The 25,079-nt window shown below is 72.2% G+C and carries 21 protein-coding genes; 8 read left to right on the top strand and 13 right to left on the bottom strand.

Annotated elements, in window-relative coordinates:
- Positions 1–54: 54 nt before the first annotated feature.
- Both purE and ABR737_RS18580 read left to right on the top strand, forming a co-directional pair.
- A complete protein-coding gene (gene purE / locus ABR737_RS18585) occupies positions 55–558 on the top strand; it encodes a 5-(carboxyamino)imidazole ribonucleotide mutase (RefSeq protein WP_088802087.1) in 504 nt (167 codons plus the stop codon).
- On the top strand, positions 555–1,742 hold the full coding sequence (locus ABR737_RS18580; RefSeq protein WP_350251280.1) for a dipeptidase: 1,188 nt from the start codon (positions 555–557) through the stop codon (positions 1,740–1,742). The genes purE and ABR737_RS18580 overlap by 4 nt, the downstream gene beginning before the upstream one ends.
- Before the next feature lie 39 nt (positions 1,743–1,781).
- On the opposite strand, the gene ABR737_RS18575 is transcribed toward ABR737_RS18580, so the two are convergent.
- The gene (locus ABR737_RS18575; RefSeq protein WP_350251279.1) at positions 1,782–2,153 is read right to left on the bottom strand and encodes a VOC family protein; all 372 of its coding nucleotides are present in this window, start codon (positions 2,151–2,153) and stop codon (positions 1,782–1,784) included.
- A 528-nt stretch (positions 2,154–2,681) separates the two neighbouring features.
- The gene (locus ABR737_RS18570) at positions 2,682–4,022 is read right to left on the bottom strand and encodes a UDP-glucose dehydrogenase family protein (RefSeq protein ID WP_350251278.1); all 1,341 of its coding nucleotides are present in this window, start codon (positions 4,020–4,022) and stop codon (positions 2,682–2,684) included.
- Between the two features lie 258 nt (positions 4,023–4,280).
- Here ABR737_RS18570 and ABR737_RS18565 point away from each other — a divergent pair, with 258 nt between their 5' ends.
- Complete coding sequence (locus ABR737_RS18565; protein WP_350251277.1) at positions 4,281–5,456, top strand: acyl-CoA dehydrogenase family protein; 1,176 nt, start codon at positions 4,281–4,283, stop codon at positions 5,454–5,456.
- 104 nt (positions 5,457–5,560) lie between these two features.
- On the opposite strand, the gene ABR737_RS18560 is transcribed toward ABR737_RS18565, so the two are convergent.
- The gene (locus ABR737_RS18560; protein ID WP_350251276.1) at positions 5,561–6,886 is read right to left on the bottom strand and encodes an LCP family protein; all 1,326 of its coding nucleotides are present in this window, start codon (positions 6,884–6,886) and stop codon (positions 5,561–5,563) included.
- Positions 6,887–7,158: 272 nt separating this feature from the next.
- Here ABR737_RS18560 and ABR737_RS18555 point away from each other — a divergent pair, with 272 nt between their 5' ends.
- Positions 7,159–7,713 (top strand): acyl-CoA thioesterase, encoded by a 555-nt coding sequence (locus ABR737_RS18555; RefSeq protein WP_350251275.1) that lies wholly within the window; start codon positions 7,159–7,161, stop codon positions 7,711–7,713.
- On the opposite strand, the gene ABR737_RS18550 is transcribed toward ABR737_RS18555, so the two are convergent.
- The 3 genes from ABR737_RS18550 to ABR737_RS18540 all read right to left on the bottom strand — a co-directional run bounded on the left by ABR737_RS18550 (position 7,664) and on the right by ABR737_RS18540 (position 10,330).
- Positions 7,664–8,245 (bottom strand): VanZ family protein, encoded by a 582-nt coding sequence (locus ABR737_RS18550; protein WP_350251274.1) that lies wholly within the window; start codon positions 8,243–8,245, stop codon positions 7,664–7,666. The two genes, ABR737_RS18555 and ABR737_RS18550, sit on opposite strands and share 50 nt — an antisense overlap.
- Before the next feature lie 29 nt (positions 8,246–8,274).
- Positions 8,275–8,736, bottom strand: a complete 462-nt coding sequence (locus ABR737_RS18545; protein ID WP_350251273.1) for a hypothetical protein — start codon at positions 8,734–8,736, stop codon at positions 8,275–8,277.
- Positions 8,737–8,866: 130 nt separating this feature from the next.
- Positions 8,867–10,330 carry an LCP family protein gene (locus tag ABR737_RS18540; protein WP_350251272.1) on the bottom strand — a complete coding sequence of 488 codons (1,464 nt, stop codon included), beginning with the start codon at positions 10,328–10,330 and terminating at the stop codon, positions 8,867–8,869.
- A 279-nt stretch (positions 10,331–10,609) separates the two neighbouring features.
- On the opposite strand from ABR737_RS18540, the gene ABR737_RS18535 reads away from it, so the two are divergent.
- Positions 10,610–11,659, top strand: a complete 1,050-nt coding sequence (locus tag ABR737_RS18535) for a glycosyltransferase family 2 protein (RefSeq protein ID WP_350251271.1) — start codon at positions 10,610–10,612, stop codon at positions 11,657–11,659.
- A gap of 228 nt (positions 11,660–11,887) precedes the next feature.
- Here the strand turns inward: ABR737_RS18535 and ABR737_RS18530 are convergent, their stop codons facing one another.
- The 4 genes from ABR737_RS18530 to ABR737_RS18515 all read right to left on the bottom strand — a co-directional run bounded on the left by ABR737_RS18530 (position 11,888) and on the right by ABR737_RS18515 (position 17,985).
- On the bottom strand, positions 11,888–13,606 hold the full coding sequence (locus ABR737_RS18530; RefSeq protein ID WP_350251270.1) for an LCP family protein: 1,719 nt from the start codon (positions 13,604–13,606) through the stop codon (positions 11,888–11,890).
- A 71-nt stretch (positions 13,607–13,677) separates the two neighbouring features.
- A complete protein-coding gene (locus ABR737_RS18525; RefSeq protein ID WP_350251269.1) occupies positions 13,678–15,432 on the bottom strand; it encodes an LCP family protein in 1,755 nt (584 codons plus the stop codon).
- Between the two features lie 227 nt (positions 15,433–15,659).
- Complete coding sequence (locus ABR737_RS18520; protein ID WP_502964340.1) at positions 15,660–16,886, bottom strand: LCP family protein; 1,227 nt, start codon at positions 16,884–16,886, stop codon at positions 15,660–15,662.
- Positions 16,887–17,223: 337 nt separating this feature from the next.
- Positions 17,224–17,985, bottom strand: coding sequence for a TIGR03089 family protein (locus tag ABR737_RS18515; protein ID WP_350251267.1), 762 nt, complete (start codon positions 17,983–17,985; stop codon positions 17,224–17,226).
- A 127-nt stretch (positions 17,986–18,112) separates the two neighbouring features.
- Here ABR737_RS18515 and ABR737_RS18510 point away from each other — a divergent pair, with 127 nt between their 5' ends.
- From ABR737_RS18510 to ABR737_RS18500, 3 genes are all read left to right on the top strand, one after another.
- Entirely contained in the window at positions 18,113–19,471 is a 1,359-nt protein-coding gene (locus ABR737_RS18510; protein WP_350251266.1) for a peptidoglycan recognition protein family protein, read from the top strand.
- Between the two features lie 297 nt (positions 19,472–19,768).
- The gene (manB, locus tag ABR737_RS18505; protein ID WP_350251265.1) at positions 19,769–20,851 is read left to right on the top strand and encodes a mannose-1-phosphate guanylyltransferase; all 1,083 of its coding nucleotides are present in this window, start codon (positions 19,769–19,771) and stop codon (positions 20,849–20,851) included.
- Between the two features lie 192 nt (positions 20,852–21,043).
- Entirely contained in the window at positions 21,044–21,949 is a 906-nt protein-coding gene (locus tag ABR737_RS18500; protein ID WP_350251264.1) for a DNA-3-methyladenine glycosylase family protein, read from the top strand.
- Between the two features lie 98 nt (positions 21,950–22,047).
- Here the strand turns inward: ABR737_RS18500 and ABR737_RS18495 are convergent, their stop codons facing one another.
- Genes ABR737_RS18495 through ABR737_RS18485 form a run of 3 tightly spaced genes read right to left on the bottom strand, consistent with a single transcriptional unit; the run spans position 22,048 to position 24,875 of the window.
- Complete coding sequence (locus ABR737_RS18495; protein WP_350251263.1) at positions 22,048–23,379, bottom strand: coenzyme F420-0:L-glutamate ligase; 1,332 nt, start codon at positions 23,377–23,379, stop codon at positions 22,048–22,050.
- Positions 23,376–24,332, bottom strand: a complete 957-nt coding sequence (gene cofD, locus ABR737_RS18490; RefSeq protein WP_350251262.1) for a 2-phospho-L-lactate transferase — start codon at positions 24,330–24,332, stop codon at positions 23,376–23,378. Before cofD ends, ABR737_RS18495 begins: the two co-directional genes overlap by 4 nt.
- A gap of 33 nt (positions 24,333–24,365) precedes the next feature.
- Complete coding sequence (locus ABR737_RS18485) at positions 24,366–24,875, bottom strand: cysteine dioxygenase (RefSeq protein WP_350251261.1); 510 nt, start codon at positions 24,873–24,875, stop codon at positions 24,366–24,368.
- Positions 24,876–25,079: the final 204 nt, after the last annotated feature.

Here is a 25,079-nt window from a genome sequence, read left to right as displayed (position 1 = left end):
CCCGCACCGAACGCCGACGCCCCCTCCGCCCCGTCCCCCGTGGTCGGCATCGTCATGGGCTCCGACTCCGACTGGCCCGTCATGGAGGCCGCGGCGCAGGCCCTCGACGAGTTCGAGATCCCCTACGAGGTCGATGTCGTCTCGGCGCACCGCATGCCGCGCGAGATGATCGCGTACGGCGAGGAGGCGGACGGGCGCGGCCTGAAGGCGATCATCGCGGGCGCCGGCGGCGCGGCCCACCTCCCCGGGATGCTCGCCTCCGTCACCCCGCTGCCGGTGATCGGTGTCCCGGTCCCGCTGAAGTACCTCGACGGGATGGACTCGCTGCTGTCCATCGTGCAGATGCCGGCCGGGGTGCCGGTCGCCACCGTCTCCGTCGGCGGCGCCCGCAACGCCGGGCTGCTGGCCGCCCGGATCCTCGCCACCCAGGATCCCGAACTCCTCGCCCGGATGCGCGAGTTCCAGCAGGAGCTGAACGATCAGGCCACCGAGAAGGGCAAGCGGCTGCGCAACAAGGTCGCCTCCCCGGCCGGCTTCGGCTTCGGGGGCGGCAAGTGAGCTCCTCGCTGGACGCGGCGCGGGATCTGCTCGCCCGCTGGCCCGTCGTCGACGGTCACAACGACCTGCCCTGGGCGCTGCGTGAGCAGGTCCGCTACGACCTCGGCCGGCGCGACATCGCCGCCGACCAGTCCGCGCACCTCCACACGGATCTGCCGCGGCTGCGGGCCGGCGGCGTCGGCGCCCAGTTCTGGTCGGTGTACGTACGCGCCGACTACGCGGGCGACAAGGCCGTCAGCGCCACCCTCGAACAGGTCGATGTGGTGCGGGAACTGGTCGCCCGTTACCCCGACGCGCTGCGCCTCGCGCACACCGCCGACGACATGGAGGCGGCCCGCGCCGAGGGCCGGATCGCGTCCCTCATGGGCGCCGAGGGCGGCCACTCCATCCACAACTCGCTGGCCACCCTGCGCGCGCTGCACCAGCTGGGCGTGCGCTATATGACGCTCACCCACAACGACACCATCGACTGGGCGGACTCCGCGACCGACGAACCGCGCCACCACGGGCTGTCGGCCTTCGGCGAGGAGGTCGTCCGCGAGATGAACCGCTGCGGGATGCTGGTCGACCTCTCGCACGTCTCGGCCGACACCATGCGCGACGCGCTGCGCGTCAGCACCGCACCGGTGGTCTTCTCGCACTCCTCCGCCCGCGCCGTCTGCGACCATCCGCGCAACATCCCCGACGACGTACTGGCACAGCTGCCCGCCAACGGCGGTATCGCCATGGCCACGTTCGTGCCGAAGTTCGTGCTGCCGGAAGCCGTCGCCTGGACGCAGCGCGCCGACGAGAACATGCGGGCGCACGGTCTGCACCACCTCGACACCACCGAGGCCGGCATGACCGTCCAGCGGGCCTTCGAAGCCGAACACCCCCGCCCGATGGCCACCGCGGCCACCGTCGCCGACCATCTCGACCACATGCGCGAGGTCGCCGGCGTGGACCACATCGGGATCGGCGGCGACTTCGACGGCACCGCCTTCACCCCGGCCGACCTGGCCGATGTCGCCGGCTACCCGAACCTGATCGCCGAACTCCAGGGCCGCAAGTGGTCCGAGGCCGACCTGGCCAAGCTCACCTGGCAGAACGCCGTCCGCACGCTGCGCGCCGCGGAGGACGTGGCGCGCGCCGAGCAGCAGCGGCGCGGCCCGTCCCACGCGACGATCGAGCAGCTGGACGGCTGACGCCCCGGGCCGGGCCCCGCCCCTCGTGCACCGGGGTCTTCACCTCATGCAGAGGCAGAACGGGTGCCCGGCCGGGTCGAGATAGACCCGCCAGCTCTGCTTCCCGTCGTCGTGCTGGACGAGCTTGGCGCCCAGCGCGACGATCGTGCGCTCGGCCTCGTCGATCTTCGCGCGCGGGACGTCGAAGTCGAGGTGCAGCTGCTGCGGCATGTCCTGGCCGGGCCACTGCGGCGGCTGATAGCCCTCGGCCACCCGCTGGAAGGCGAGGGTCCGGCCGTCCGGCCCGGCGACCTCGACCCAGTTCTCCTCCTCTTCGGTCACCCGCCAGCCGAGCATTTCCGCGTAGAAATCCGCGAGGGCACGGGGGTCGGGACAGTCCAGTGCGACAATGCCGAATGTGATGTGGCTCATGCCCTCACGATGCCACGCCTGGCGGCGCGGCGGCGTGCGTTTTCGGCTGTCCCGCCGTTTTGCGCTTTGCGCTGCGGCGTACGTTGTCGGCCGTCCCGCCGTTTTGCGCTTTGCGCCGCGGTGTACGTCGTCGCCCGTCCCGCCGTGGGTGTTGCTCGCCGTTACGCCTGCGGCGGACCGTTGCCGCGGCGCGGGGCTGTTCGGCTGCGGGACCGCCCCTCCGGACTCCGTCCTGCGGTCCGGCCCCTCTCCGTTGGGGGTCGGAGAAGACCGGTGGGGGTGCAGGCAGGCGGTCAGGCGCGCCCTGTGGACGCACCAAGGGACAGCGGACAGGCGACGCACGCCCCCACCACCTCACCACCCACCCACGGGAGGGGACGGACCGCAGGACGAAGTCCGGAGGGCCGTCACCGCACCCGACCACCCACGCCCGCCGCAGGCGAAACGGCGAACAACACCCGCGGTGGGACGGCCGGGTACGTGGGGGGCGCCGCAAAGCGCAACGCCGACAACGTGGGGGAAAACCCGCTACGCGGAAGGGCGTCCGAGCGCCCGGTACGTCCAGCCCGCCTTGCGCCACAGCGCCGGGTCAAGCGCGTTGCGGCCGTCCAGGATGCGGCGTTCGGCGACGATGTCGCCCAACGCGGCGGGGTCCAGTTCGCGGAACTCCCGCCACTCCGTGAGGTGAAGCACGACGTCGGCGCCGCGTACGGCGTCCAGGGCGGTGTCGGCGTAGCTCAGCGTCGGGAAGAGGCGCCGGGCGTTCTCCATGCCCTTGGGGTCGTAGACCGTCACCTGGCCGCCCTGCAGGTGGATCTGGCCGGCGACGTTGAGCGCGGGGGAGTCGCGGACGTCGTCCGAGTCCGGCTTGAAGGTCGCGCCCAGTACGGCGACCCGCTTGCCGAGGAAGCCGCCGCCGACCGCGTCGCGGGTCAGCTCGACCATGTGACCGCGGCGCCGCATGTTGATCGAGTCGATCTCGCGCAGGAACGTCAGGGCCTGGTCGGCGCCCAGTTCGCCGGCGCGCGCCATGAAGGCCCGCAGGTCCTTGGGCAGGCAGCCGCCGCCGAAGCCGATGCCGGCCCGCAGGAACTTCTTGCCGATCCGGTCGTCGTGCCCGATGGCCTCGGCGAGCTTGACCACATCGCCGTCGGCCGCCTCGCAGACCTCCGCCATGGCGTTGATGAAGGAGATCTTCGTCGCCAGGAAGGAGTTGGCCGAGGCCTTCACCAGCTCGGACGTCGGGTAGTCCATGACGATGAACGGCGAGCCCTCGGCGATCGGGGCGGCATACACCTCGCGCAGCAGCTCCTCGGCCCGCTCACCGGCCACGCCCACGACGATCCGGTCGGGGTGCAGGGTGTCCTTGACGGCGAACCCCTCGCGCAGGAACTCCGGGTTCCAGGCCAGCTCCACCTGCGCGCCGGCCGGGGCGGCCGCGGCCAGCCGCTCGGCGAGCCGGGCCGCGCTGCCCACCGGCACCGTCGACTTGCCGACCACGAGGGCGGGCCGGGTCAGGTGCGGGGCCAGCGCGTCGAAGGCGCTCTCCACGTACGACATGTCACAGGCGTACTCACCGTGCTTCTGCGGGGTGTTCACACAGACGAAGTGGACGTCGCCGAAGGCCCCGGCCTCCTCGTAGGAGGTGGTGAAGCGCAGCCGGCCGGTCGATCCCTCGATCCCGTCGGCATGGCGGCGCAGCAGCTCCTCCAGACCGGGCTCGTACATCGGGACCTCGCCCCGCTGCAGCATCTCGATCTTCTCGGGCACCACATCGAGCCCCAGCACCTCGAAGCCCAGCTCGGCCATGGCCGCGGCGTGGGTCGCGCCGAGGTAGCCGGTGCCGATCACGGTGATCTTGAGGGCCATGGATGCTCCAAACAAAGGGGATGCGGCGCGCAGCGTCGGGGGCTGCGGGGTTGGTCGGGTCACTTCGCTGGGGAAAACGGCGCTGACCGAGCATAGTCGGGCCCGGAAGGGCCATCTCCAGTCGTCGGGCGGGCAGGTCTGTAACTGTCGGCAACCTCACGTATCCGCAGGCAGGGCCCGGCGCCTAGAATCCGGAGAGGTAAAGGGTTACTTAACGGTAGTTAGCACTGCCGACAGCTCACAGGGGAGTGAGAAAGCGTGGCGGGAACCGCTGATTTCGATCTGTACCGGCCGTCCGAGGAGCACGACATGCTCCGCGAGTCGGTGCGCTCGCTCGCCGAGGCGAAAATCGCGCCGTTCGCCGCCGCGGTGGACGAGGAGGCCCGCTTCCCGCAGGAGGCGCTCGACGCGCTGGTCGCCAACGACCTGCACGCCGTCCACGTACCGGAGGCCTACGGCGGTGCCGGCGCCGACGCGCTGGCGACCGTCATCGTCATCGAGGAGGTGGCCCGCGTCTGCGGTTCGTCCTCCCTCATACCGGCGGTCAACAAGCTCGGCTCGCTCCCGGTGATCCTCTCCGGCTCCGAGGAGCTGAAGGCGAAGTACCTGGGCCCGCTGGCCAAGGGCGACACGATGTTCTCGTACTGCCTCAGCGAGCCGGACGCCGGCTCCGACGCGGCCGGTATGAAGACCAAGGCCGTCCGCGACGGCGACCACTACATCCTCAACGGCGTCAAGCGCTGGATCACCAACGCCGGCGTCAGCGACTCCTACACGGTGATGGCCGTCACCGACCCGGAGAAGCGCTCCAAGGGCATCTCGGCCTTCGTCGTCGAGAAGGGCGACGAGGGGGTCTCGTTCGGCGCCCCGGAGAAGAAGCTCGGCATCAAGGGCTCCCCGACCCGCGAGGTCTACCTCGACAACGTCCGGATCCCCGCCGACCGCATGATCGGCGCCGAGGGCACCGGCTTCGCCACCGCCATGAAGACCCTGGACCACACCCGCATCACCATCGCGGCCCAGGCCCTCGGCATCGCCCAGGGCGCCCTGGACTACGCCAAGGGCTACGTCCAGGAGCGCAAGCAGTTCGGCAAGCCGATCGGCGACTTCCAGGGCGTCCAGTTCATGCTCGCCGACATGGCCATGAAGGTGGAGGCGGCCCGTCAGCTCACCTACGCCGCGGCCGCCCGCTCCGAGCGGATCTCGGCCGGCGGCAAGAACGAGGACCTGACGTTCTTCGGCGCCGCGGCCAAGTGCTATGCCTCGGACGCCGCCATGGAGATCACCACGGACGCCGTCCAACTGCTCGGCGGCTACGGCTACACCCGTGACTACCCCGTCGAGCGGATGATGCGCGACGCCAAGATCACCCAGATCTACGAGGGCACCAACCAGGTCCAGCGGATCGTGATGGCGCGCAACCTGCCGCAGTAAGCAGGCCACGGGCGCAGGAGACAGGCCCGGGCACAGGAGAGGGGCCCCGGACCGCAGCAGCGGTCCAGGGCCCCTCTTCGTGTCTTCGTGGTCCGGGTCTCCGGTCAGTTGCCGGAGACCGTGACCTTCTCATCGTTGTTCAGCTGCTGGACCAGCTGGCGGAGCTTGGCCTTGTCCCAGACCAGGTTGCCGCCGGTGGAGCCGGAGATCGGCATGTTCATCGACTTGCCCTCACCGCCGGTGACGCCCTTCATCGCGAAGAACATGTTGCCCAGGGACCACAGGCTCATGTCCTTGTCGACGATGAGCGTGTCCAGGCCGGCGCCCATGGTCGGGTAGAGCTTGAAGGGGTTGAGGACCGTGCCGGGGGTGGCGGTCTGGCTCGCCAGGGTCGCCAGGAACTTCTGCTGGTTCTTCGTACGGTCCAGGTCCTGGCCGGCGAAGGCGTGCCGGGTGCGGACGAAGGCGAGCGCCTGCTGGCCGTTGAGCGTCTGCTTGCCGGCCGGGAAGTCGGCGCCGGAGTTCTTGTCCTTGAACGCCTTGGGGATGTCCATCTCGACGCCGCCGATGGCGTCCACGATGTTGGCGAAGCCGGCGAAGCCGATCTCGACGTAGTGGTCGATGTGCAGCTTGGTGTTGTACTCGACGGTGCGCACCAGCAGCTCCGGGCCGTCCTCGGCGTAGGCCGCGTTGAGCTTGGTGTGCCGTCCGGTGCCCGGGTACTTCTTGCCGGAGGACGAGCCGATGTAGGTGGGTATCTCCACGTCCGAGTCGCGCGGCAGGGATATCAGTGTCGGGCCGTTGCTGCCGTCGTGCAGGATCATCATGGAGTCGGTGCGCTTGCCCTCGGCGGAGCCGGTGTGCAGCTTCTGCTTGTCCGCGGCGGACATGCCCTCACGGCTGTCCGAGCCGACGATCAGGTAGTTCGTGCCGTCACCCGTCGCCGGCCGGTCGATGACCTTGCTCAGGTCCACCTTGCGGCGGAGCTTGCCGTCGGCCCAGAAGTAGGTGGCCACCGAGGCGACCGCCAGCACGGCGACCAGGGCGATGACCGTCCACTTGATGCGCCGGCCCCACTGGGGGCGCGGCCGGCCGGCGCGGCCGCGGCCGTCGTCGTAGCCGTCACCGCCACCGCGGCCGCCGCCGTAGACCTGGCCGGTGTTGTATCCGTCGTGGGCGTCGTCGTAGCCCTGGGACTGCTGCGGCGGCACGGCCGCGCCCCGGCGCGGGGACATCGACTGCGGCAGCGGAGGCTCGTGCCGCTGATAGCCGGGGCCCGCGTCGCGACGCACCTGTGGCATCGCGCGCGCACCCTCCGGCTCGGCACTGCCGCTGCCGTGTCCGTACCGGTTGCCGCTCTGGTCGCCGGACCACCCGCCCCCATTCTCGGCTCCGCTCGAACGGGAGGTGCCCCCTTGCCACTGATTCATAGAAGGAAGTGTGCATGCCCCGCGGGGGTCCTCCATAGAGCGGGTGCCGGATCGGGCCAGTGCTGTTGCAGAGCTGATGCAAAGCTACGGCGGCAGTCCGCCGCATACCGCACGGGCCCGTGACCATTCCGACCTGCACGAATGGAAGCAACCATTCCGGATCGTTTCCGGCAGGGAAGGGGAGACCCGTGTCACGGACCTGCGCAAAGGGCGAGACCAGTCTCACGATCCGCATGGGGCGGGGCCGTACGGGCGCCGCTTAGGCTGGCTGTATGACCGAACTCGTCACCGACAGCGCCGAGGACGAGATCGTGGGCAAGCCCACGTCCGTGTCCCGCATCACACTCAGCCACATCATGACGGCCGGCGACACCAACCTCCTCGGAACGGTGCACGGCGGCGTGATCATGAAGCTCGTCGACGACGCGGCGGGCGCCGTGGCCGGGCGCCACTCCGGCGGGCCCGCCGTCACCGCCTCGATGGACGAGATGGCCTTCCTCGAACCGGTCAGGATCGGCGATCTCATCCACGTCCGCGCCCAGGTCAACTGGACCGGCCGCTCCTCGATGGAGGTCGGCGTACGGGTGCTGGCCGAGCGCTGGAACGAATCCAGCCCGCCCCAGCAGGTCGGCTCCGCCTACCTGGTCTTCGCCGCCGTCGACGAGCAGGGCAAGCCGCGCCGGGTGCCGCCGGTGCTCCCCGAGACCGAGCGCGACCGGCGCCGCTACCAGGAGGCGCAGATCCGCCGGACGCACCGCCTCGCCCGGCGGCGCGCGATCATGGAGCTGCGCGAACGGCGCGCCGCGGAAGGACTCGACGACGCATAGCGGCGACCGCCAGCTGCCCGAGCAGCGCCAGCCCCGCTCCCGTCACGGTGCCCGCCGCCGCGCAGATCACATCGTCGATATCGGCGATCCGCCCGGCCCGCATCAGCAGCTGTGCCGTCTCGACGACCAGGCACAGGCCCACGCCCAGCAGGAACGCCGCGGCGGCCGAGGTGCGCGGCGCCGCAAACCTCAGCAGCAGCGACGCGGGCACGAACAGCGCGGCGGTCGCGATCTGCCGCCGCACCAGCATCGCCAGCTCCCCGGGCTCCAGCTGCGACCCCAGATCGAACAGCCCCTCACCGGGCCGCCACCACACCGTCGCGTCCCCGGAGCCGATCGGCTGGCTCGGCGTGAGCGTCACCACCAGGAACAGCAGCAGCCAGCCGGCCAGCAGCAGCCGGGCCGTGGTGCGCGGCGCGGTGCTGCCGGGGGTGAGCGCCGTCCACAGGGCGAACGCCATCGCCCCCGCCAGCCCCAGGACCAGGAAGAGCGTCACCGCGGTGGGGGTGACGTCCAGCACTACCTGCCACACGATGCGCCCCTTTCAGGCCGTCCAGGCCATCAGCTGCAGCTCCACTTCGTGACATAGACCGTCTCGCCACGCTCCATGACGCCCCGGATGCACTCGTCCGCGAGCATCTCCACCCGGCCGCTCAGCACGACCGCGCCGCCCTGCGTCCGCCGGGTGCCGAACCACCCGGGGAAGGCGGTGATCCGGTCGTTCTTGCGCTGGTAGCCGAGCCGCACGATGATCTCGTCCCGGCCGCTCGCCGCCCCGAGCCGCCGGTAGGCCGCGGTGTACGTGCCGTCGGCCCCCACCGGACCGCGTAGACACAGCTGGCCGCGCACCAGATCCCCGCAGCCGGTCGGTTCCGGCGGCGCCGGCGGCGCCGCGGCGGCGGTGGCCGCGACCAGGCACAGCGCCGCGACGGCCACCACGGTCCGGCGGGCATCGCGGCGGGCGTCCGGACGGCGCGCGGGCGGCCGGGAGACGGCGGTGCGGCGGGGGGCGGGGACGCTCATGCCGGCACCTCGCTTCGCCCGGCCCCGCGCGACGTTTCGCCTCGCCCGGTCCCGCCTGCGTGCGGCGCGCCCGCGCGAGGCCCGCCTGCGTGCGGCGCGCGCCTCCCGGTACGGAGCTCCGTGCGCTCGCTCATGTGCACACCGCCTCGTCACCGGTGATCGCCGCGATGCCGCCCGGCTTCTGCGGCGGCTCCTCGGCCCGTACCCGCTGCACGGCCTGGTGGTCCCGGCCGACCGTCACCTGCATCACCGGCCCCCGCCCGGCCACCGGGCGCAGCTCGGCGCCCGGCAGTGCGGCGGCCAGCGAGCGGGCCGAGCGGTCCCAGCGCGGGTCGTAGGCGATGACCGTGCGCGGCGCCCTGCCGAGGGGGGAGGCGCCGGGCGCGCCGGTGGTGGCGAACCCGGTGGCATGCAGTTCCCTGGCCACCGCGGCATCCGGTCCCGGCCGCTCGCTGCCGTCGCCGACCTGCACCTGGACCTGCCCCGGCGGTACGTCCACGACCCTGGCCCGCGGCTCCTTGCGGTCCCGGTGCACCGCGAGCGGCTTGTCCTCGCGGATCGCCTGGAAGAGCTTCGGCGCCTGCACCGGATCCCACCGCACGGTCGAACCGACGCCGGGCACCGGCTGGGCCACATTGCGCAGCGGGACGGAGGTGAACTCCGAGGACGAGGGGGTGAAGCCGCGCATCGCCTGCCCGAGATCGACCAGGTCGCCCGCCGCGAAGCCCGAGTCGGCGCGTACGGATCCCAGCATCGTGTCCGCGACGTCCCGGAAGCGGATCGGGTTCAACAGCACTCCGGAGGAGGTGATCTTGTGGATGAGGGAGGCGAGGAAGCGCTGCTGGCGCTGCATCCGGCCGAGGTCGGCGGAGCCGTCGACATGCCGGGAGCGCACGTACTGCAGTGCCTGGCCGCCGCTCAGCCGCGACTTTCCGACCGGCAGATCCAGGCCCGTATAGCTGTCGCGCAGCGGCCGTACGGTGCAGACCTCCACCCCGCCGACCGCGTCCACGCTGCGCATGAAGCTGGTGAAGTCGACCTCCAGATAGTGGTCGATGTGCACCCCCGTCATGTGCTCGACGGTCCGCACGGTGAGGCTGGGGCCGCCCTCGGCGTAGGCAGCGTTCAGCTTGATGGCGTGCTGGGCGCGCGGCCGGCCGGTGACCGCGTCCGTGTGCGCGGGGACCTCGGCATAGGAGTCGCGGGGGAGGCTGACCACGCTGGCGCGGTCCCGGTCGGCGGAGAGATGCACCAGCATCAGGGTGTCGGTGCAGTGGCAGGGCGCGCCGCCGAGGTGGTACCTCCGCTTCTCGCCGGGGGTGAGCTTGTCGCGCCCGTCCGTGCCGACGACCAGGAAGTTCAGCCCGTCGCCGCCTCCGGGCCGGTTGCTCATGCCCGTGAAGGCGTCCACCCGGCCGATGCCGCTCTCCACGCCGGTGACCACGGCGTGCCCGACACCGCTCGCGGCCAGCAGCAGCACGGACGCGACCGCGCCGATCCGCAGCCCCCAGCGCGGGCCGGGCGGGCGCCGGCGCGGGTTCGGCCGGGCGGCACGGCGCCTGGCCGGACGGGGGGAGCGGAACGGCGCGGTCACGGGGGACACCTCCGCGGCTGGACGGGCGGGGGGAGGAGTGGGGGAAGAGCGGCGACAGGGGAGGGCGAGCAAGGGGAGTTATGGGGCAAATCCGGCTAGAGCACCGTAGGTCCATATGATCGGATGCACGGCGCCACACGCCGGGCATCCGCCGCCCGGCCACCCGGCTGCGTCCGACGCGGTCCCCCATTCGCGGTAACGTGAGGCGCGATACTGCAGTCTCCCGGCGGGCGCTGCCGTCGCTGGCGGCTCCACCGCGGGCCGTACCCCTGAGGAACCATGCCGCAGCAGCAGCCCCCGGCCGTCTCCGTGATCATGCCGGTGCTCAATGAGGAACGTCACCTGCGCAATTCGGTCCGGCACATCCTGGAGCAGGAGTACGCCGGTGAGATGGAGGTGGTGATCGCCCTCGGTCCGTCCACGGACCGTACGGATGAGATCGCCGCCGAGCTCGTCGCCGAAGACGCCCGGGTGCACACCGTGCCGAACCCCACCGGCCGTACCCCCGCCGCGCTGAACGCCGCGATCAAGGCGTCCCGGCACCCGGTCGTGGTCCGCGTCGACGGCCACGGCATGCTCTCGCCGAACTACATCGCCACCGCCGTCCGCCTCCTGGACGAGACCGGTGCCGCGAACGTCGGCGGCATCATGCACGCCGAGGGGGAGAACGCCTGGGAGGACGCGGTCGCCGCCGCGATGACCTCCAAGATCGGCGTGGGCAACGCCGCCTTCCACACGGGAGGGCAGGCCGGGCCCGCCGAGACCGTCTTCCTCGGCGTCTTCCGGCGCGAGGTGCTGGAGCAGCAGGGCGGCTACAACGAGGAGTTCATCCGCGCCCAGGACTGGGAGCTGAACTTCCGTATCCGTGAGGCCGGCGGGCAGATCTGGTTCTCGCCCGAGCTGCGGGTGCAGTACCGCCCGCGGCCGAGCGTCAAGGCGCTGGCCAAGCAGTACAAGGACTACGGCAAGTGGCGCCATGTCGTCGCCCGCTACCACGCCGGTTCGATCAATCTGCGCTACCTCGCGCCGCCGACCGCGGTGTGCGCCATCGCGGCGGGCCTGGTGGCCGGTGCGACGGTCACGCCCTGGGCGCTGATCGTCCCGGGCGGCTATCTCGCGGCGATCGCCGCGGGGTCGGTGCGCGCCGGCAAGGGCCTGTCGCTCAAGGCGCGCGCCCAGATCCCCCTCGCCCTGGCCACCATGCACATGGCCTGGGGCGTGGGCTTCCTGACCAGCCCCCGCTCGCTCGCCAAGAGGGTCATCGCCAGCCGCCGCCCGGCGGTCATGGCCCCGGTGGCCGGAGCGGCCGGGACGGCGAGCGCGGAGTAGGCCGGGGCCCCGGGGAATCCCTCCAGGGCACCCAAAGCTCCACATACGCCTTCGGGAACCTCCCCTCCACACCCGCCCACCCCCCGAAGGGGGGTGGGCGGCGGGGAAAAACCACTACCGGGGGAACGCCCCTTGCATGGGAGGCCCCTGGAGGGGGAGGCGGATGCCCCTGCAGGGAAGGCCACCGCAGAGGAAAGCCCCACGGCCCGCCGCCCCCCCGGAAGCCGCCTAGAAGCTGTACTGCGGGTTCACCTTCATGCAGGCCTTGGAGTCCTCGCCGTTGAGTGCATCGGCGCTGTCCGGCGCCTTGTCGGCGCCCTTCTCCTCGCCCGACTGCTTCGGGTACGCCGAGCCGGTGCGCCAGTCGCTGCCGACCACCAGCTGCATCCCGGTGGCCGAACTCGACTCCCGGACCGCGCCCTTGGGCAGTCCCAGCGCCTTCGCCAGCGCCAGCGCGTCGCCCCGCTGCCCCTTGTCCCGGTAGGTGACGGTGGTGTCGGCCTGGGTGGTGAGCGCGGAGTCGGTGCTTGCCGCGGTGTAGCCGAGGCCGGACAGCCGCTGCTGGATGACCGCCGCGCGGCCGGAGACCGGGCCGTTCACCGTGCTGTTGGTGCCGTTCTGCACCACAACCTTCAGCTGCCCCTTGGGAATTGAGGGCTTCGGGTCCGGCGCCGGCTTTTTCTTCTTGTCCTTGCCGTCCAGCCCGGTGTCGTTGCGCAGCAGCGCGAAGGTCGCGTCCGCGTCGCCGGGCTTGGGCATGACATACGACTCGTCGGGACTGTACTGCCAGGGCATGGTGACCATCGTGAGGCGCTTGGCCGGCACCCGGTTGAGGTCGCTGCCCAGGTCGTAGAGCTTCTTGACGGTGTCGAGGCCGTCGTCGACGGTCAGCGCCTTGGTCGCGGCCTCCGCCAGGTCACGCAGCTGCCCCGGGTCGGTGAGCTTGGTGCCCTTCTTCAGCTGGCGGACCATCGAGTTCATGTACATGTGCTGGGCCTTGGCCCGGCCGATGTCGGTGTTGTCCTCGAAGCCGTAGCGGGTGCGCAGCCACTGCAGGGCCTGGACGCCCTTGACGGCGTGGGTGCCCTTGGTGAGCTTGAGCCCGCTGCCGTGGCCCTTGCTGTCGTGCGAGTAGACGTTGTTGTCGACACAGACCGGGACGCCGCCGATGGCGTCCGCCATGTCCACCACGCCGGAGAAGTCGACCATCATGAAGTGGTCGATGTAGATGCCGGTCAGCTCCTGCCAGGTGGCGAGCGTGCAGCCCGGACCGCCGTGCTGGAGCGACTGGTTGATGGCCGCGGAGGTCTGCGGATAGACCTTGTGGGTCTTCGGGTCGGTGCACTGCGGGATCGTCACCCGGGTGTCGCGCGGGATGGAGATCACCGACATATTGCTGCGGTCCGCGGAGACGTGCAGCAGCATCTGCACATCGGCGAGCGGCTTGCGGTCCGCGTCCTGCCGGGCACCGCCGAGCTCGATGTTCTTCTTGCTGTTCCGGCCGTCCGAGCCCAGCAGCAGGATGTTCAGCGGGCTCTGCCCGAAGGCGTTGGGATCCGGCTTCTTCAGACCGTCCCCGGCCAGGGACCGCGGGGCCTTGCGGAGGTTGGCGTTGAGGTGCTCGTAGTACCAGTACCCGGCGCCCGCGCCGCCCACTATGAGGACGGCGAGGGTCAGGGAGGTCCAGCGCAGCACCTTGCGGCCCTTGCCGCGGCGCGGCCGGCCCCCCTTGCGGTGGCCGCCGTCCTCCGCGGTCCCGCCGCCGTCACCGTCGCCGGCGGATGCGTCCCCGCCCGCGGCGGGCGTCCAGCCGGGAGCGTCCGGCGGCAGGCCCTTGTCCTCGTACAGCCCGTCGTCCCAGCCCCGCTCCTGTGCATCCGGCGCGTCCGGCGCACCCGGCCGGCGCCGCCGGCGTGATCGGTCACCGCGCACACTGCTCTGCCGCATTGGGCCCTCTCCCCGTTATGAGTCCGATGGTGCGTTCGGCGCCTCGGCGGGGCGGCCGGAGCCCGCTCAGATCACTTCGCGCAGACGTTCTTGTCATCTGCATTGACGTTCTGCACCCCGTCCGGGGTTTCGGTCGGCGCGTCGATCGGTGTGCCCGGAGCCTTGAAGTCCTTGCCGAGGGTGAGCTTCATCGGCTCCCGGGCACCGGCGTTGTGCGACGACTTCTTCAGCGCGCTCTTGGGCAGTCCCATCCAGTCGGCCAGAGTGGCTGCCTGGTCGGCCTGGTTGGGCCCGTATTCGAGGCGGGTGGCGGCCAGCTTCGCCGGGGCGTTGCCGGCGTTGGTGGAGAGCTTGGCGGCCTTGGAGTTCTGCAGCCAGTCCACCGTCTCCTGCGCCGAACCGATCGGTCCGCCACCGTTGGTGACATCGACCCGCACCTGCTCGGGCGGGGCCTTCTTCACCGGAGCGGACTTCTTGCCCTTGCCCTTCTTGCCCTTGGCCAGGGTGTGGTCCGCCCGGACCATCGCGAACAGCGGGTCCGCGGCGGTCTTGTTGAGGATGACGGTGGCCGGGTCGTCGGGGTTGTCCAGCACCGGCACCGTGGCGAAGGTGACCTTGTCGATGTCGACCTTCTTGAGGTCGGTCCCGAAGTCCAGCAGCTTGTTCGCGGTACCGATACCGGTGTCGACGGTGAGCGCCTTGGTCGCCGCCTGGCTGACGTCGTAGAGCTTGCCGGGGCTGCTGAAGGCGCTGGACTTGAGCTTGCGGATCAGCGAGCTGAGGAACTGCTGCTGCATCTTGATCCGGTCCAGGTCGCTGCCGAACCCGATGGCGTGCCGGGTACGGACGAACGCCAGCGCCTGCTCGCCCTTGACGATGTGCCGGCCGGCCTTCAACTTCAGGTGCGACTTGGGGTCGTTGAGGTCCTTGCCCGCACACACCTCGACGCCGTCGACCGCGGTGGACAGCGCCTTGACCGCGTTGAAGTCGGCCATCATGAAGTGATTTACCTTCAGCCCGGTCATCTTCTCGACGGTGCGCCAGGTGCAGCCGGGGTCCCGGCCCTCCTGGCCCAGGCTGGTGTTGAAGCGCACCCCGTGCTCGCCGGGGATGTTCTTCGTCGAGCCGTCCTTCTGCTTCGTCGGGCAGCTCGGGATGTCGGTGATCATGTCGCGCGGAATGCTCAGCGCGGTGGCGTTCGTCCGGTCCTTGGAGATGTGCATCAGGATCGTGGTGTCCGCGTGCCCCACGCTGCCGGCGTCGCCGTAGCCGGAGTTGCCCTTCCCGGAGCGGGCGTCCGTCCCGATGATGAGGACGTTGACCGGGCCCTCGGAGACCGCGTCGTTCTCCACACCGACGTCGACCTTGGAGATGTTGCCGTTCAGCTGCTGGTAGAGGTAGAACGCGCCACCGCAGCCGGCGACGAGGACGAAGCCCACCACACCGGCCGTCCAGTACAGCGCCTTCTTCTTCCCGGACGCCTTCGGCTTGCGCTTGCGGCGGCTCGCCGGGCCCGCGGCCGCCGCGGATGCCGTGCGGCCACCGCCCGCCCGCCGGGCCGCCCGCCCGCCGCCGGCGGGCTCGTCGCCCTCGGCGTCCTCGCCCCGGCGGCCGCGCTGGGTCGGCAGCGGCCGGGTGTCGGTGTCGCCGCCCGACTTGCCCGCGGCACGTCTCGAGCCGGCCGGCTTGCGGTCGGCGGGCCGAGCGTCGGCTTGACCGGCATGGTCAAGTCGCAGCTCGTAGTTGCCGGTGTTCGGGTCGAACACCCACTGATCGGCGGGATCGACGTTGTTGTCGCCCGCCCGCCCACGGCCTTGCGCGTCCACGGTGCCTTGAGTCCTCCGTCGGTGCCACGCGGCGCCATCCCCTCAAGGCGCTCGGTCGGTCGATCGATCGTGTATTGCATGGTCATCGGTCAGCTGGTCCTGCGACCGGATCGCTCACACTATCCGCCCAGTTCAGCGCCCCGCGACGCTCGTGACAAATTCCACGTTCCTACAACTGGGCAATCCGCCCAATCCATTCGCGTCACCGGCCGTACTTTGCGGCATCTTTATTCGCAGACCCCGTGTCCCGCTGTCGTCCCGGGAATGGACGGGCCCGGACCCGCCGGCGGCGAGGGGGTTTCGTCCGTCCGGCCTGCCGGTGCTCCGGCTCCCGTGCGGACCGGCTTCTCCCCGGTGCCGGGCGGGGGTTTCACGGTCACCGGAAGATCGCTGTGCAACTGCCCGAAGAGCCGTCCGGCGTCCGGCTGGACCAGCTCGTCGCGATTGGGATCGTAGCGGTACTCCCGGCGCGGCACGGTCATGAACTGGACCCGGCCGGCGGGAATGCTGCGGGTACTGCGCACCAATTCGTACAGCCCCTTCAGGGAAGCCAGCGCGGCGTCCGTGGTCAGTGAACTCGTCGCGGCATCCAGCACCGGATACAGCCGGGTCGGATTGAGCAGCACACCATTGCTCTGCACTTTCTTCACGAGAGCGCCAAGAAAGTCTTGTTGTCGCTGCATCCGCTGGGTGTCGCTGCCGTTGCCCAGGCTCTTGCGGGCCCGGACGAATCCGAGCGCGGCCTCACCGTGCAGGATCTGCCGCCCCGCGGGCAGGGTGAGATGCGCCGCGGGGTCGTGGACCGGCCGGGGCAGACAGATCTCGACGCCGTCCACCGCATCCACCATCTTCTTGAAGCCGACGAAGTCGATGATCAAGTAGTGGTCGATACGGATACCGGTCAGCTTCTCGACCGTACGGATCATGCAGGCCGGGCCGCCGACCGCGAACGCCCCGTTGAACTGGGTCTTCCGCGGTGCGGTCTCCGTGCCGTCCGGGCGCTTGCAGTGCGGCATCTCCACCATCAGATCGCGTGGGATGCTCACCGCGGTGGCGCTCTTCCGGTCCGCCGCCAGGTGCAGCAGCATCGTGGTGTCCGAGCGCTGGCCGTCGTCGTGGCCGTACTGGCGGTTGTCGCCACTACGGCTGTCGGAGCCGATCAGCAGCACGTTCACGGCGTTCGGCGGACCCGCCGGGGGCCGTTCGGACTCCCACTTCCGCAGCTCCCTCTCGGTGGCGCTGTCGGTGCGGATATTGCTGTTGAGCTTGGCGTAGACCGCCCAGCCGCTGCCCGCCCCGGCCAGCATGACACCGGTGATGCCCAGCGCCGCCCAGCCCCGCCAGCCCCGCGGGCGGCGCGGGGTGCGCGAGGGCCCCGGCCGGCGCGATCCCGGCCCCCCGGCCGGGCGTTCGTCCCAGCCGGTGAACCGTGGAGGCTCGGGGGTCTCGGTCACCTGTGCGTCCATCCCTCACGGAGTCGGCGTCGCGCCGCACGAGGGCCCGGACGGAACAAGAGACGGACGAACCCCGCGCATGGTTGTACGTACTCAAGATCCTGGACCGAAACGGGCGAACCGGCCCGCCACGGGCGCCACCGGTCCGCCGGACGGGGGAGGACCGCACGGCGGGGGCGGCAGGCCTGTGCCCGGTGCGGTGACGGCACCTGGCCCGGTGCGGTGACGGCACCTCGGGCCCGCTGCGGAGACGGAGCCGTGCGCCCGGTGCGGTGACGGAGCCCTGTGCCCGGCGCGGTGACGGCCCGTGGGCCGGTTCAGGGACCGCGCCCGGTGCTCAGTGCGGTGACGGCGCCTTGTACGTGATCTTCTCGCTGGTCTCCCGGGTGGCCGCGGCCTCCGCGCCCGCCCGGTCCGAGTGGCGGCACAGGACCACGGAACCGCCGGTCGCCAGCGGGGCGTAGAGCCCGTACGACAGGCCCTGCCAGGTGTCGTACGGCAGTCCCGACAGCACCCGGGGCGCCTCCGGCATCCCGGCCGCCGCCGCGTCGGCCAGGGCGCGCGCCCCGATGCCCGCGCCGGTCAGCTCCTCGCCGCCCACCACCAGTGCCACGTCCGCCGGATCCACCGGCGCGAACGGCGCGAACCGGTCGCCCTGGCCCGGCGCCTCGACGGCGAAGTCCGCGAAGCCCGCGGGCGGCTGCGGGAAACGGCCGCCCAGCGGGCGCAGCGCCAGCGCCACCCGCTCCCCGGAGCAGGCGCGCGCCGCCTCCAGCCGGTCGGGCCCGGCGACGACGACATCGGCGGCGGCCGGATCGCCGTCCACCTCCGCGACCACACCTACCGAGGAGCAGGCCAGCAGCCAGACGGCGGTCTGCCAGTGCGCGGGCAGCAGCAGCGCGAGCCGGTCGCCGGGCCCGGCGGCCAGATCGCCCTGGAGGTAGTTGGCGGTCTTGGCCACCCAATTGGCGAAGGTCGCGACGGACAGTTCCACGCGCTCGCCGGTGGCGTCGTCGTAGAAGGTCACCAGCGGGCGGGCCGGGTCCGCGGCGAGCGCGGAACTCAGCAGGTCGGCGGGGGTGCGATCGGTGGCGTTCATCGCCGCCAGGGTACGCGCGGCGGCGGCCGTCGGCGGGGCGGGCGCAGCAGTACCGGCCACCGGATCGGCCGATGCCCCGTCAGGTCACCGTTGGCGCGTCGGTCCGGACATGTCCAGGATTTTATTCATGCGCCCTTTCCTCGTGACCTGCCTCGGCGCCGTGTGCACCGCCGCCCTCGCCCTGTCCTCCGCGCCGGCGGCCGGTGCGCATGCCGTCCCCGCCCCGGCCGCAGCGCCGCGCACCACGAGCACCCCCGAGCCGCCCGGCAGCACCCAGTCCCTGCCGGTGCCGACGCCCGGCGCAGCCGCCCCCGACGCCCCCGACCGTGACTCCGCCACGGTGCCCGCGCCCGGCACGCTGGGCCTGCCGGCCCGCACCGTGCACCCGTTCTCCCTCCTCGGGGTGGTCTGGGACGACGCCGCCGCCGCACTGCACGGCCGGGTCCAGGTCCGCACCCGCGCCACCGGCACCACCCGCTGGTCCGGCTGGCAGGACGTCCAGGTCCACAACGACGACGCCCCCGACCTCGGCTCCGCCGAACGGCACGGCAGCGACGTCAGGGGCAGCACCTCTCCGCTGTGGGTCGGCGACTCCGACGCCGTCCAACTGCGGATCACCCCCGCGAGCAGCGACCGCGCACCGGCCACCGTCCCGGCCGGGCTGCGGCTGGAACTCGTCGACCCCGGCCGGACCCCGCGCGGCCTCCGCGGGGCGCACGCCGGCCCGCCGGGCCCGGTCGGCACCGGGGCGGCCACGGCCGCGGCCTCCGCCGCCAACGCCCTGCTCGCCCCGCTCGGTGCCACCGAGATCCCGGCCCTCGACCAGGTCGCCTCCCTGGCCGATTTCGCCGCGGCGGGCCTGCTGTCCCCGGACCGCGCCTACGTCGGAGCGCGCCCGCGCATCGTCACCCGGGCGGGCTGGGGCGCCGATGAGGACCTGCGGGAGAAGGCCTTCATCTATACCGACACCGTCCGCGCCGCCTTCGTCCACCACAGCGGCTCCGGCAACGACTACAGCTGCGACGAGGCCCCCGCGCTGATCCGCGCCATGTACCGCTTCCACGTCAAGAGCAACGGCTGGCGGGACATCGGCTACAACTTCCTCATCGACAAGTGCGGCACGGTCTACGAGGGCCGGGCGGGCGGCGTCGCCAAGCCCGTCATGGGCGCCCACACCCTCGGCTTCAACGCCGACAGCACCGGCATCGCCGTCCTCGGCACCTTCACCGACGACGAGCCGCCGCGGCCCGCCGTCAACGCCATCGCCCGTCTGACGGCCTGGAAGCTCGGCCTGTACGGGGTCGATCCGCGCAAGATGACGAAGCTGCTGTCCGCCGGCGGCAACCGCTTCCCCAAGGGCTCCAAGGTCCCCCTGCACGTCATTTCCGGCCACCGCGACGGCTTCACCACCGACTGCCCGGGCCTGCACCTCTACAACAAGCTCGGTGCCACCCGGGTCGCCGCGGCCGGGCTCCAGGGCCGCTGACCCCGTCGCGGCGCCGGGTGGCCCCGCACGGCCAGGACGTCCGTGCCCCGGCCCCGCGCCGCCACGTGGCCTGAACAGCACGGGGCCGGTCGCACCGCCGGGGGCGTCGGGATGCCCTGTCTGCCTACACTGGTCCGCCGATCGGCCGACCCCAGCAGGAAGCAGACAAGACACCCGTGAGCGTCGCACGTGCAGCCGCCGGGCTGAGGTCGGCGACGAGAGCCGCACCGCTGCTCCCTCCTTGCCCGCCATCGGGCAGAAGGGGCCCGGCGGGCGGAGAAGCGAACAGAGGACACAGTGACTGAAGCGATCCTCCTGGTCGGCGGCAAGGGCACGCGGCTGCGGCCGCTGACGGTGCATACGCCCAAGCCCATGGTCCCGGCGGCCGGCGTGCCGTTCCTCACGCATCAGCTGGCCCGCGCCCGGGCCGCCGGCGTCGAGCACATCGTCCTCGCCACCTCCTACCTCGCCGAGGTCTTCGAGCCGTACTTCGGCGACGGGTCGGCGCTGGGCCTGCACCTGGAGTACGTCACCGAGCACGAGCCGCTGGGCACCGGCGGCGCCATCCGCAATGTCGCCGAGCGGCTGCACTCCGCCCCCGACGAGCCGGTACTGATCTTCAACGGTGACATTCTCACCGGCCTGGACATCGCGGCCCTGGTCGATACCCACCGCACCTCCGGCGCCGATGTCTCGCTGCACCTCACCCGGGTCGAGGACCCGCGCGCCTTCGGCCTGGTGCCCACCGACGACACCGGCCGGGTCACCGCCTTCCTGGAGAAGCCCCAGACCCCCGAAGAGATCGTCACCGACCAGATCAACGCCGGCGCCTATGTCTTCAACCGGTCGGTCATCGACGCCATCCCGGCCGGACGCCCGGTCTCCGTCGAACGCGAGACCTTCCCCGGCCTGCTCGCCGAGGGCGCCCACCTCCAGGGCATGGTCGACTCCACGTACTGGCTCGACCTCGGCACCCCGCAGGCCTTCGTCCGCGGCTCCGCCGACCTGGTCCTGGGCCGCGCCCCGTCCCCGGCGGTGCCCGGCCGCCGCGGGGACCGCCTGGTCCTGGAGACCGCCGAGGTCGCCGACGACGCCAAGCTCACCGGCGGCACCGTCGTCGGGTCGCGCGCAGTCATCGGCGCCGGCGCCCGGATCGAGGGCAGTGCCGTCCTCGACGGTGCGGTCATCGAGGAGGGCGCCCAGATCCGTGACTCGCTGATCGGCGCCGGCGCGCGCATCGGGGCCCGTACGGTCCTGGACGGTGCGGTCATCGGCGACGGCGCACGGATCGGCGCCGACAACGAGCTGCGCGGCGGCATCCGCATCTGGTGCGACGCCGACATCCCGGCCGCGTCGGTGCGCTTCTCCTCCGACCAGTAGCGGGAGGGCCAGGAGCCGGTGGGCCGGAAGGCGGCGGGCCGGTGACCCGTGGGCCGGCAACTCGGTAGCCCCGGCAGCCCCGGAGACGGGCAGCCCTGGAGACCGGCAGCCCGGTGGACCGCTCACCGGGCCCGGCCCGTCGTTGTCCACAGGCCCCGGCACCGCCCCGGCCGCATCGCCTAGCCTGGCCGCATGCCCACCCGTACCTGGCTTCCGCCCGGCCCGTTCGACCTGCACCGCACGCTGGGTGTGCTGCAGCGCGGCCCCGGCGACCCCGCGTTCGCGGTGCGCGGCAACGAGCTGTGGCGGGCCTGCCGTACGCCGCAGGGCCCCGGCACGCTGCGGCTCGCCGCCCGCCCCTCCACCGGCGGCATCGAGGCCGAGGCCTGGGGCCCGGGCGCCGACTGGCTGCTGGACCGGCTACCCGACCTGCTGGGAGCGGGTGACGAACCGGCCGAACTCACCGCGCGGCACCGCATCGTCCATGAGGCCCGCCGCCGTCACCCCGGCGTCCGGCTCGCGAGGACCGGTCTGGTCCTGGAGTCGCTGATCCCCTCGATCCTGGAGCAGAAGGTCACCAGCGACGAGGCCTACCGCGCCTGGCGGCTCCTGCTCCAGCGGCACGGCGAGCCCGCCCCCGGCCCCTGGGACCGGATGCGGGTGATGCCGGATCCGCGCGGCTGGGCGCTGATCCCCTCCTGGGAGTGGCACCGCGCGGGCGTCGACGCCAAGCGCTCGGACACGATCCTGCGCGCGGTGCGTGCCGCCCGCCGCATGGAGGAGGCCGCGCGGATGGACCTCGCGGACGCCACCCGGCGGCTGACGGCCCTGCCGGGCATCGGCCCCTGGACCGCCGCCGAAACCCTCCAGCGCACCCTCGGCGCACCGGACGCGATCACGGTCGGCGACCTGCATCTGCCGAAGATCATCGGCTACGCCCTCACCGGCCGCCGCGGCACCACCGACGCGCAGATGCTCGAACTCCTCGCCCCCTACGAGGGCCAGCGGCACCGCGCGGCCCGGCTGATCCTGCTGTCCGGCCGCGTCCCACCGCGCCGCGCCCCGCGCTTCCCGGTAGGGGACATCGCCCGGCTCTGACCCGGAGGCGAGCGCGTAGGTCAGCGCACGACGACATCACCGCACAACGAAATCAGCGCACGACGACGGCATCAGCACACGACGGCACGACGACGAAATCAGCGCACGACGACGAACTCGTCGGCGGTCCGCGCCGGACGGGGCGCCGGTGCCGCCGCCGGATGTCCGATGGCCACCGCCCCCATCGGCTCCCAGTTCCCGGGGAGTCCCAGCACCTCGCGGACCACGTCCCGGCAGAACATCGTCGACGAGATCCAGGCGGAGCCGAGGCGTTCGCCCGCCAGCGCGACCAGGAAGTTCTGGATGCCCGCCCCATGGGCCACCACGAACATCTCGCGCTCCGCGGCACTCCGCCGCGCGTCGGGGTAGTCGTGCGCGCCGTCCGTCACCATGCACGGCACCGCCAGATACGGCGCGTTGCGCAGCACCTCGCCCCGCCGCACCCGCTTGGCGATGACCTCCTCCGACTTGCCGTCCGCGCGCAGATCCGCGATCCAGGCGTCCCGCATCGCGTCCAGCAGCCGCTCCCGCGCCTGCGGCGACTCCAGGAGGACGAACCGCCACGGCGTGGTGTGATGCGGCGCCGGGGCGGTGAGCGCCGCCGCCACCGCGCGCCGGACCGCCCCCGGATCGACCGGCTCGTCACGGAAGGCGCGGACCGTACGCCGCGCCGTCACCGCTTCGCGTACGGCCTCCGAGGTGCCCAGCCGGAACATGTCGTCCTCGGTGCCGCGCACCATGGCGCGTGCCCCGGCGCCGTCGCCCGCCTCCTCGACGACATGGGGGAGTCCGCGCACCACCGCGACCGGCAGCCCGGCGGCCTTGCCCTTCACCAGATCCCCCGCGGCGGCCAGTTCGTCGGCGGTGGCCACCACCGTCGCGCTGAGCGGATTGCCGTACGCGTCGGTGCCGCCGCGCAGATCGTCCAGCACCCGCACCCCGGCGGCCCCGATGGCGACGTCGGTGAGGCCGGTGCGCCACGGGCGCCCGAAGGTGTCGCTGATGACGACGCCGACGTCGACGCCGAGCTCGGTGCGCAGGCCGGCCCGCAGGGCGCGTGCCGAGGCGTCCGGATCCTCCGGCAGCAACAGCACCGTTCCCGCGGGGGTGTTGGAGGCGTCCACACCGGCCGCGGCCATCACCAGGCCCTGCCGGTTCTGCACGATCCGCAGGGTGCCGCGCCGGGCCACCACCCGCACCGTCTCCCGGTCGATCGCCGCCTCGCGGTCGGTGGCCTCGACCACCCGGCCCTCGGCCTTGCTGACGATCTTTGAGGTCACCAACAGCACGTCGCCGTCGGCGAGTTGGGGCATGCTTTCGGTCGTGGCCGCCGCCGCGATCAGCTTGACGAGATCATCGCCGGGCTGCACCTCGGGCACTCCCGGCAGCGCCCACACCCGGTACCCGGGCACCCCCTCGGGGCCGTTCACGCCCGGACCTCCTCGGCCATGGCCAGCGCCTCGCGCACCATCGCGGCCGTGGCGTCCAGGTCGGTCATCATCAGCGGCACGGCCCGGCAGCGGATCCCGGCCGCCTCGACCTCGGCCACCGCGTCCGCGTCCACGGAGTCCACCAGCCAGCCGTCCAGCAGCCCGGAGCCGTAGTGGCGGGCGACAGCCGCGGCGGTCGACTCCACGCCCACCGCCGCCAGCACCTTGTCGGCCATCCCGCGCACGGGGGCGTCGCCGACGATGGGGGAGAGGCCGATCACCGGCACCCCGGCGTCCGCGATGGCCTCCCGGATGCCCGGCACCGCCAGGATCGTCCCGATGCTGACCACCGGGTTGGACGGCGGGAACAGCACCGCATCCGCGTCGGCGATGGCCTCCAGCACGCCCGGTGCGGGCTTGGCCTGGTCCGCGCCGACCGGCACCACGGCGTGCGCCGGCACCGAGGCGCGCAGCCGCACCCAGTACTCCTGGAAGTGGATCGCCTTGCGTTCGCCGTCCTCGTCGATGGCGACATGGGTCTCGACCCGGTCGTCGGACATCGGCAGCAGCCGTACGCCGGGCTTCCAGCGCGCGCACAGCGCCTCGGTGACGGCGCTGAGCGGATATCCGGCGCCCAGCATCTGGGTCCGCACGATATGGGTGGCGAAGTCCCGGTCACCGAGCCCGAACCACTCGGGGCCGACGCCGTAGGCGGCCAACTCCTCCTTCACCCGGAAGGTTTCGTCGGTGCGGCCCCAGCCCTGCTCCTCGTTGATGCCGCCGCCGAGGGTGTACATCACGGTGTCGAGGTCGGGGCACACCTTGAGCCCGAACAGATGGATGTCGTCACCGGTGTTGCCGATGACGGTGAGGTCCGCGTCCGGAGCCGCTGCCTTCAGTCCCCGCAGAAAGCGGGCGCCGCCGATACCGCCGGCCAGAACCACGATTCGCATGGCCCCAGCATGGCAGGGGCCGGCGGGTGGGTGTCAGGGGGCCGGTACCCCGGACGGGGCGGCCGCGCCACCGACGGCCGCGGCCTGGCTGGGGTGCATCGGCATATCGGTCAGGCCCGGGAAGTAGACGTGCAGGCTGACCGCGGGGGTCAGGGCGTCGTTGACGACCTCGTGGACGTAGCCCGGCGCGAACACCCGCTGGGCGCCGGCCGCGAGCGTACGGGGCCCGGTCGCGGTGTGCTCGGTCAACTCGCCTTCCAGGACGGTCAGCACCCCGGAGGACGCCCCGTGGTCGTGCCGGCCGCTGCCCTGCCCCGGCACCCAGCTCAGCAGCCACACCTCGTATCCGGGGGCGGTGCGCAGCCGGTAATACCAGCGGGTGGTGGTGTCGTAGCGGACGAGCGGCGCCCAGGCGGCGCGGTCGGCGGCGATCGAGCGGGCCAGCCCCGCGAAGCCGGCGACGGTGGTGGGGTGCGAGGGAACGGGCGGCAGCAGGTGGGGGATGGCGAGCGGGTCGCCGGCGATCTGGACGTCGCTGTTCATGGGATTTCGGGTTCCTCGGCCAAGGTGCTGGAGTCCCAGCCGTAGCTGGGGGAGGGCTGCGGCACGGCGCGGGCTCTCCCTGTGGGGGGCGCGGCGCGGTGACGCGGAGCAGGAGTGCTGCGGGGTGGTGCGAGCGAAAAGCTGGAGCTCAGTGGCTTCGACAGCTGGAACAGCGACAGCGGGCCTGCGCAGCGCAGAGCGACC

The sequence above is a fragment of the Streptomyces sp. Edi2 genome (assembly GCF_040253635.1).
Lineage (GTDB): Bacteria > Actinomycetota > Actinomycetes > Streptomycetales > Streptomycetaceae > Streptomyces.
The sequence above is the reverse complement of the archived record's forward strand: the minus strand, read 5'-3'. Positions and strand labels throughout refer to the sequence as shown.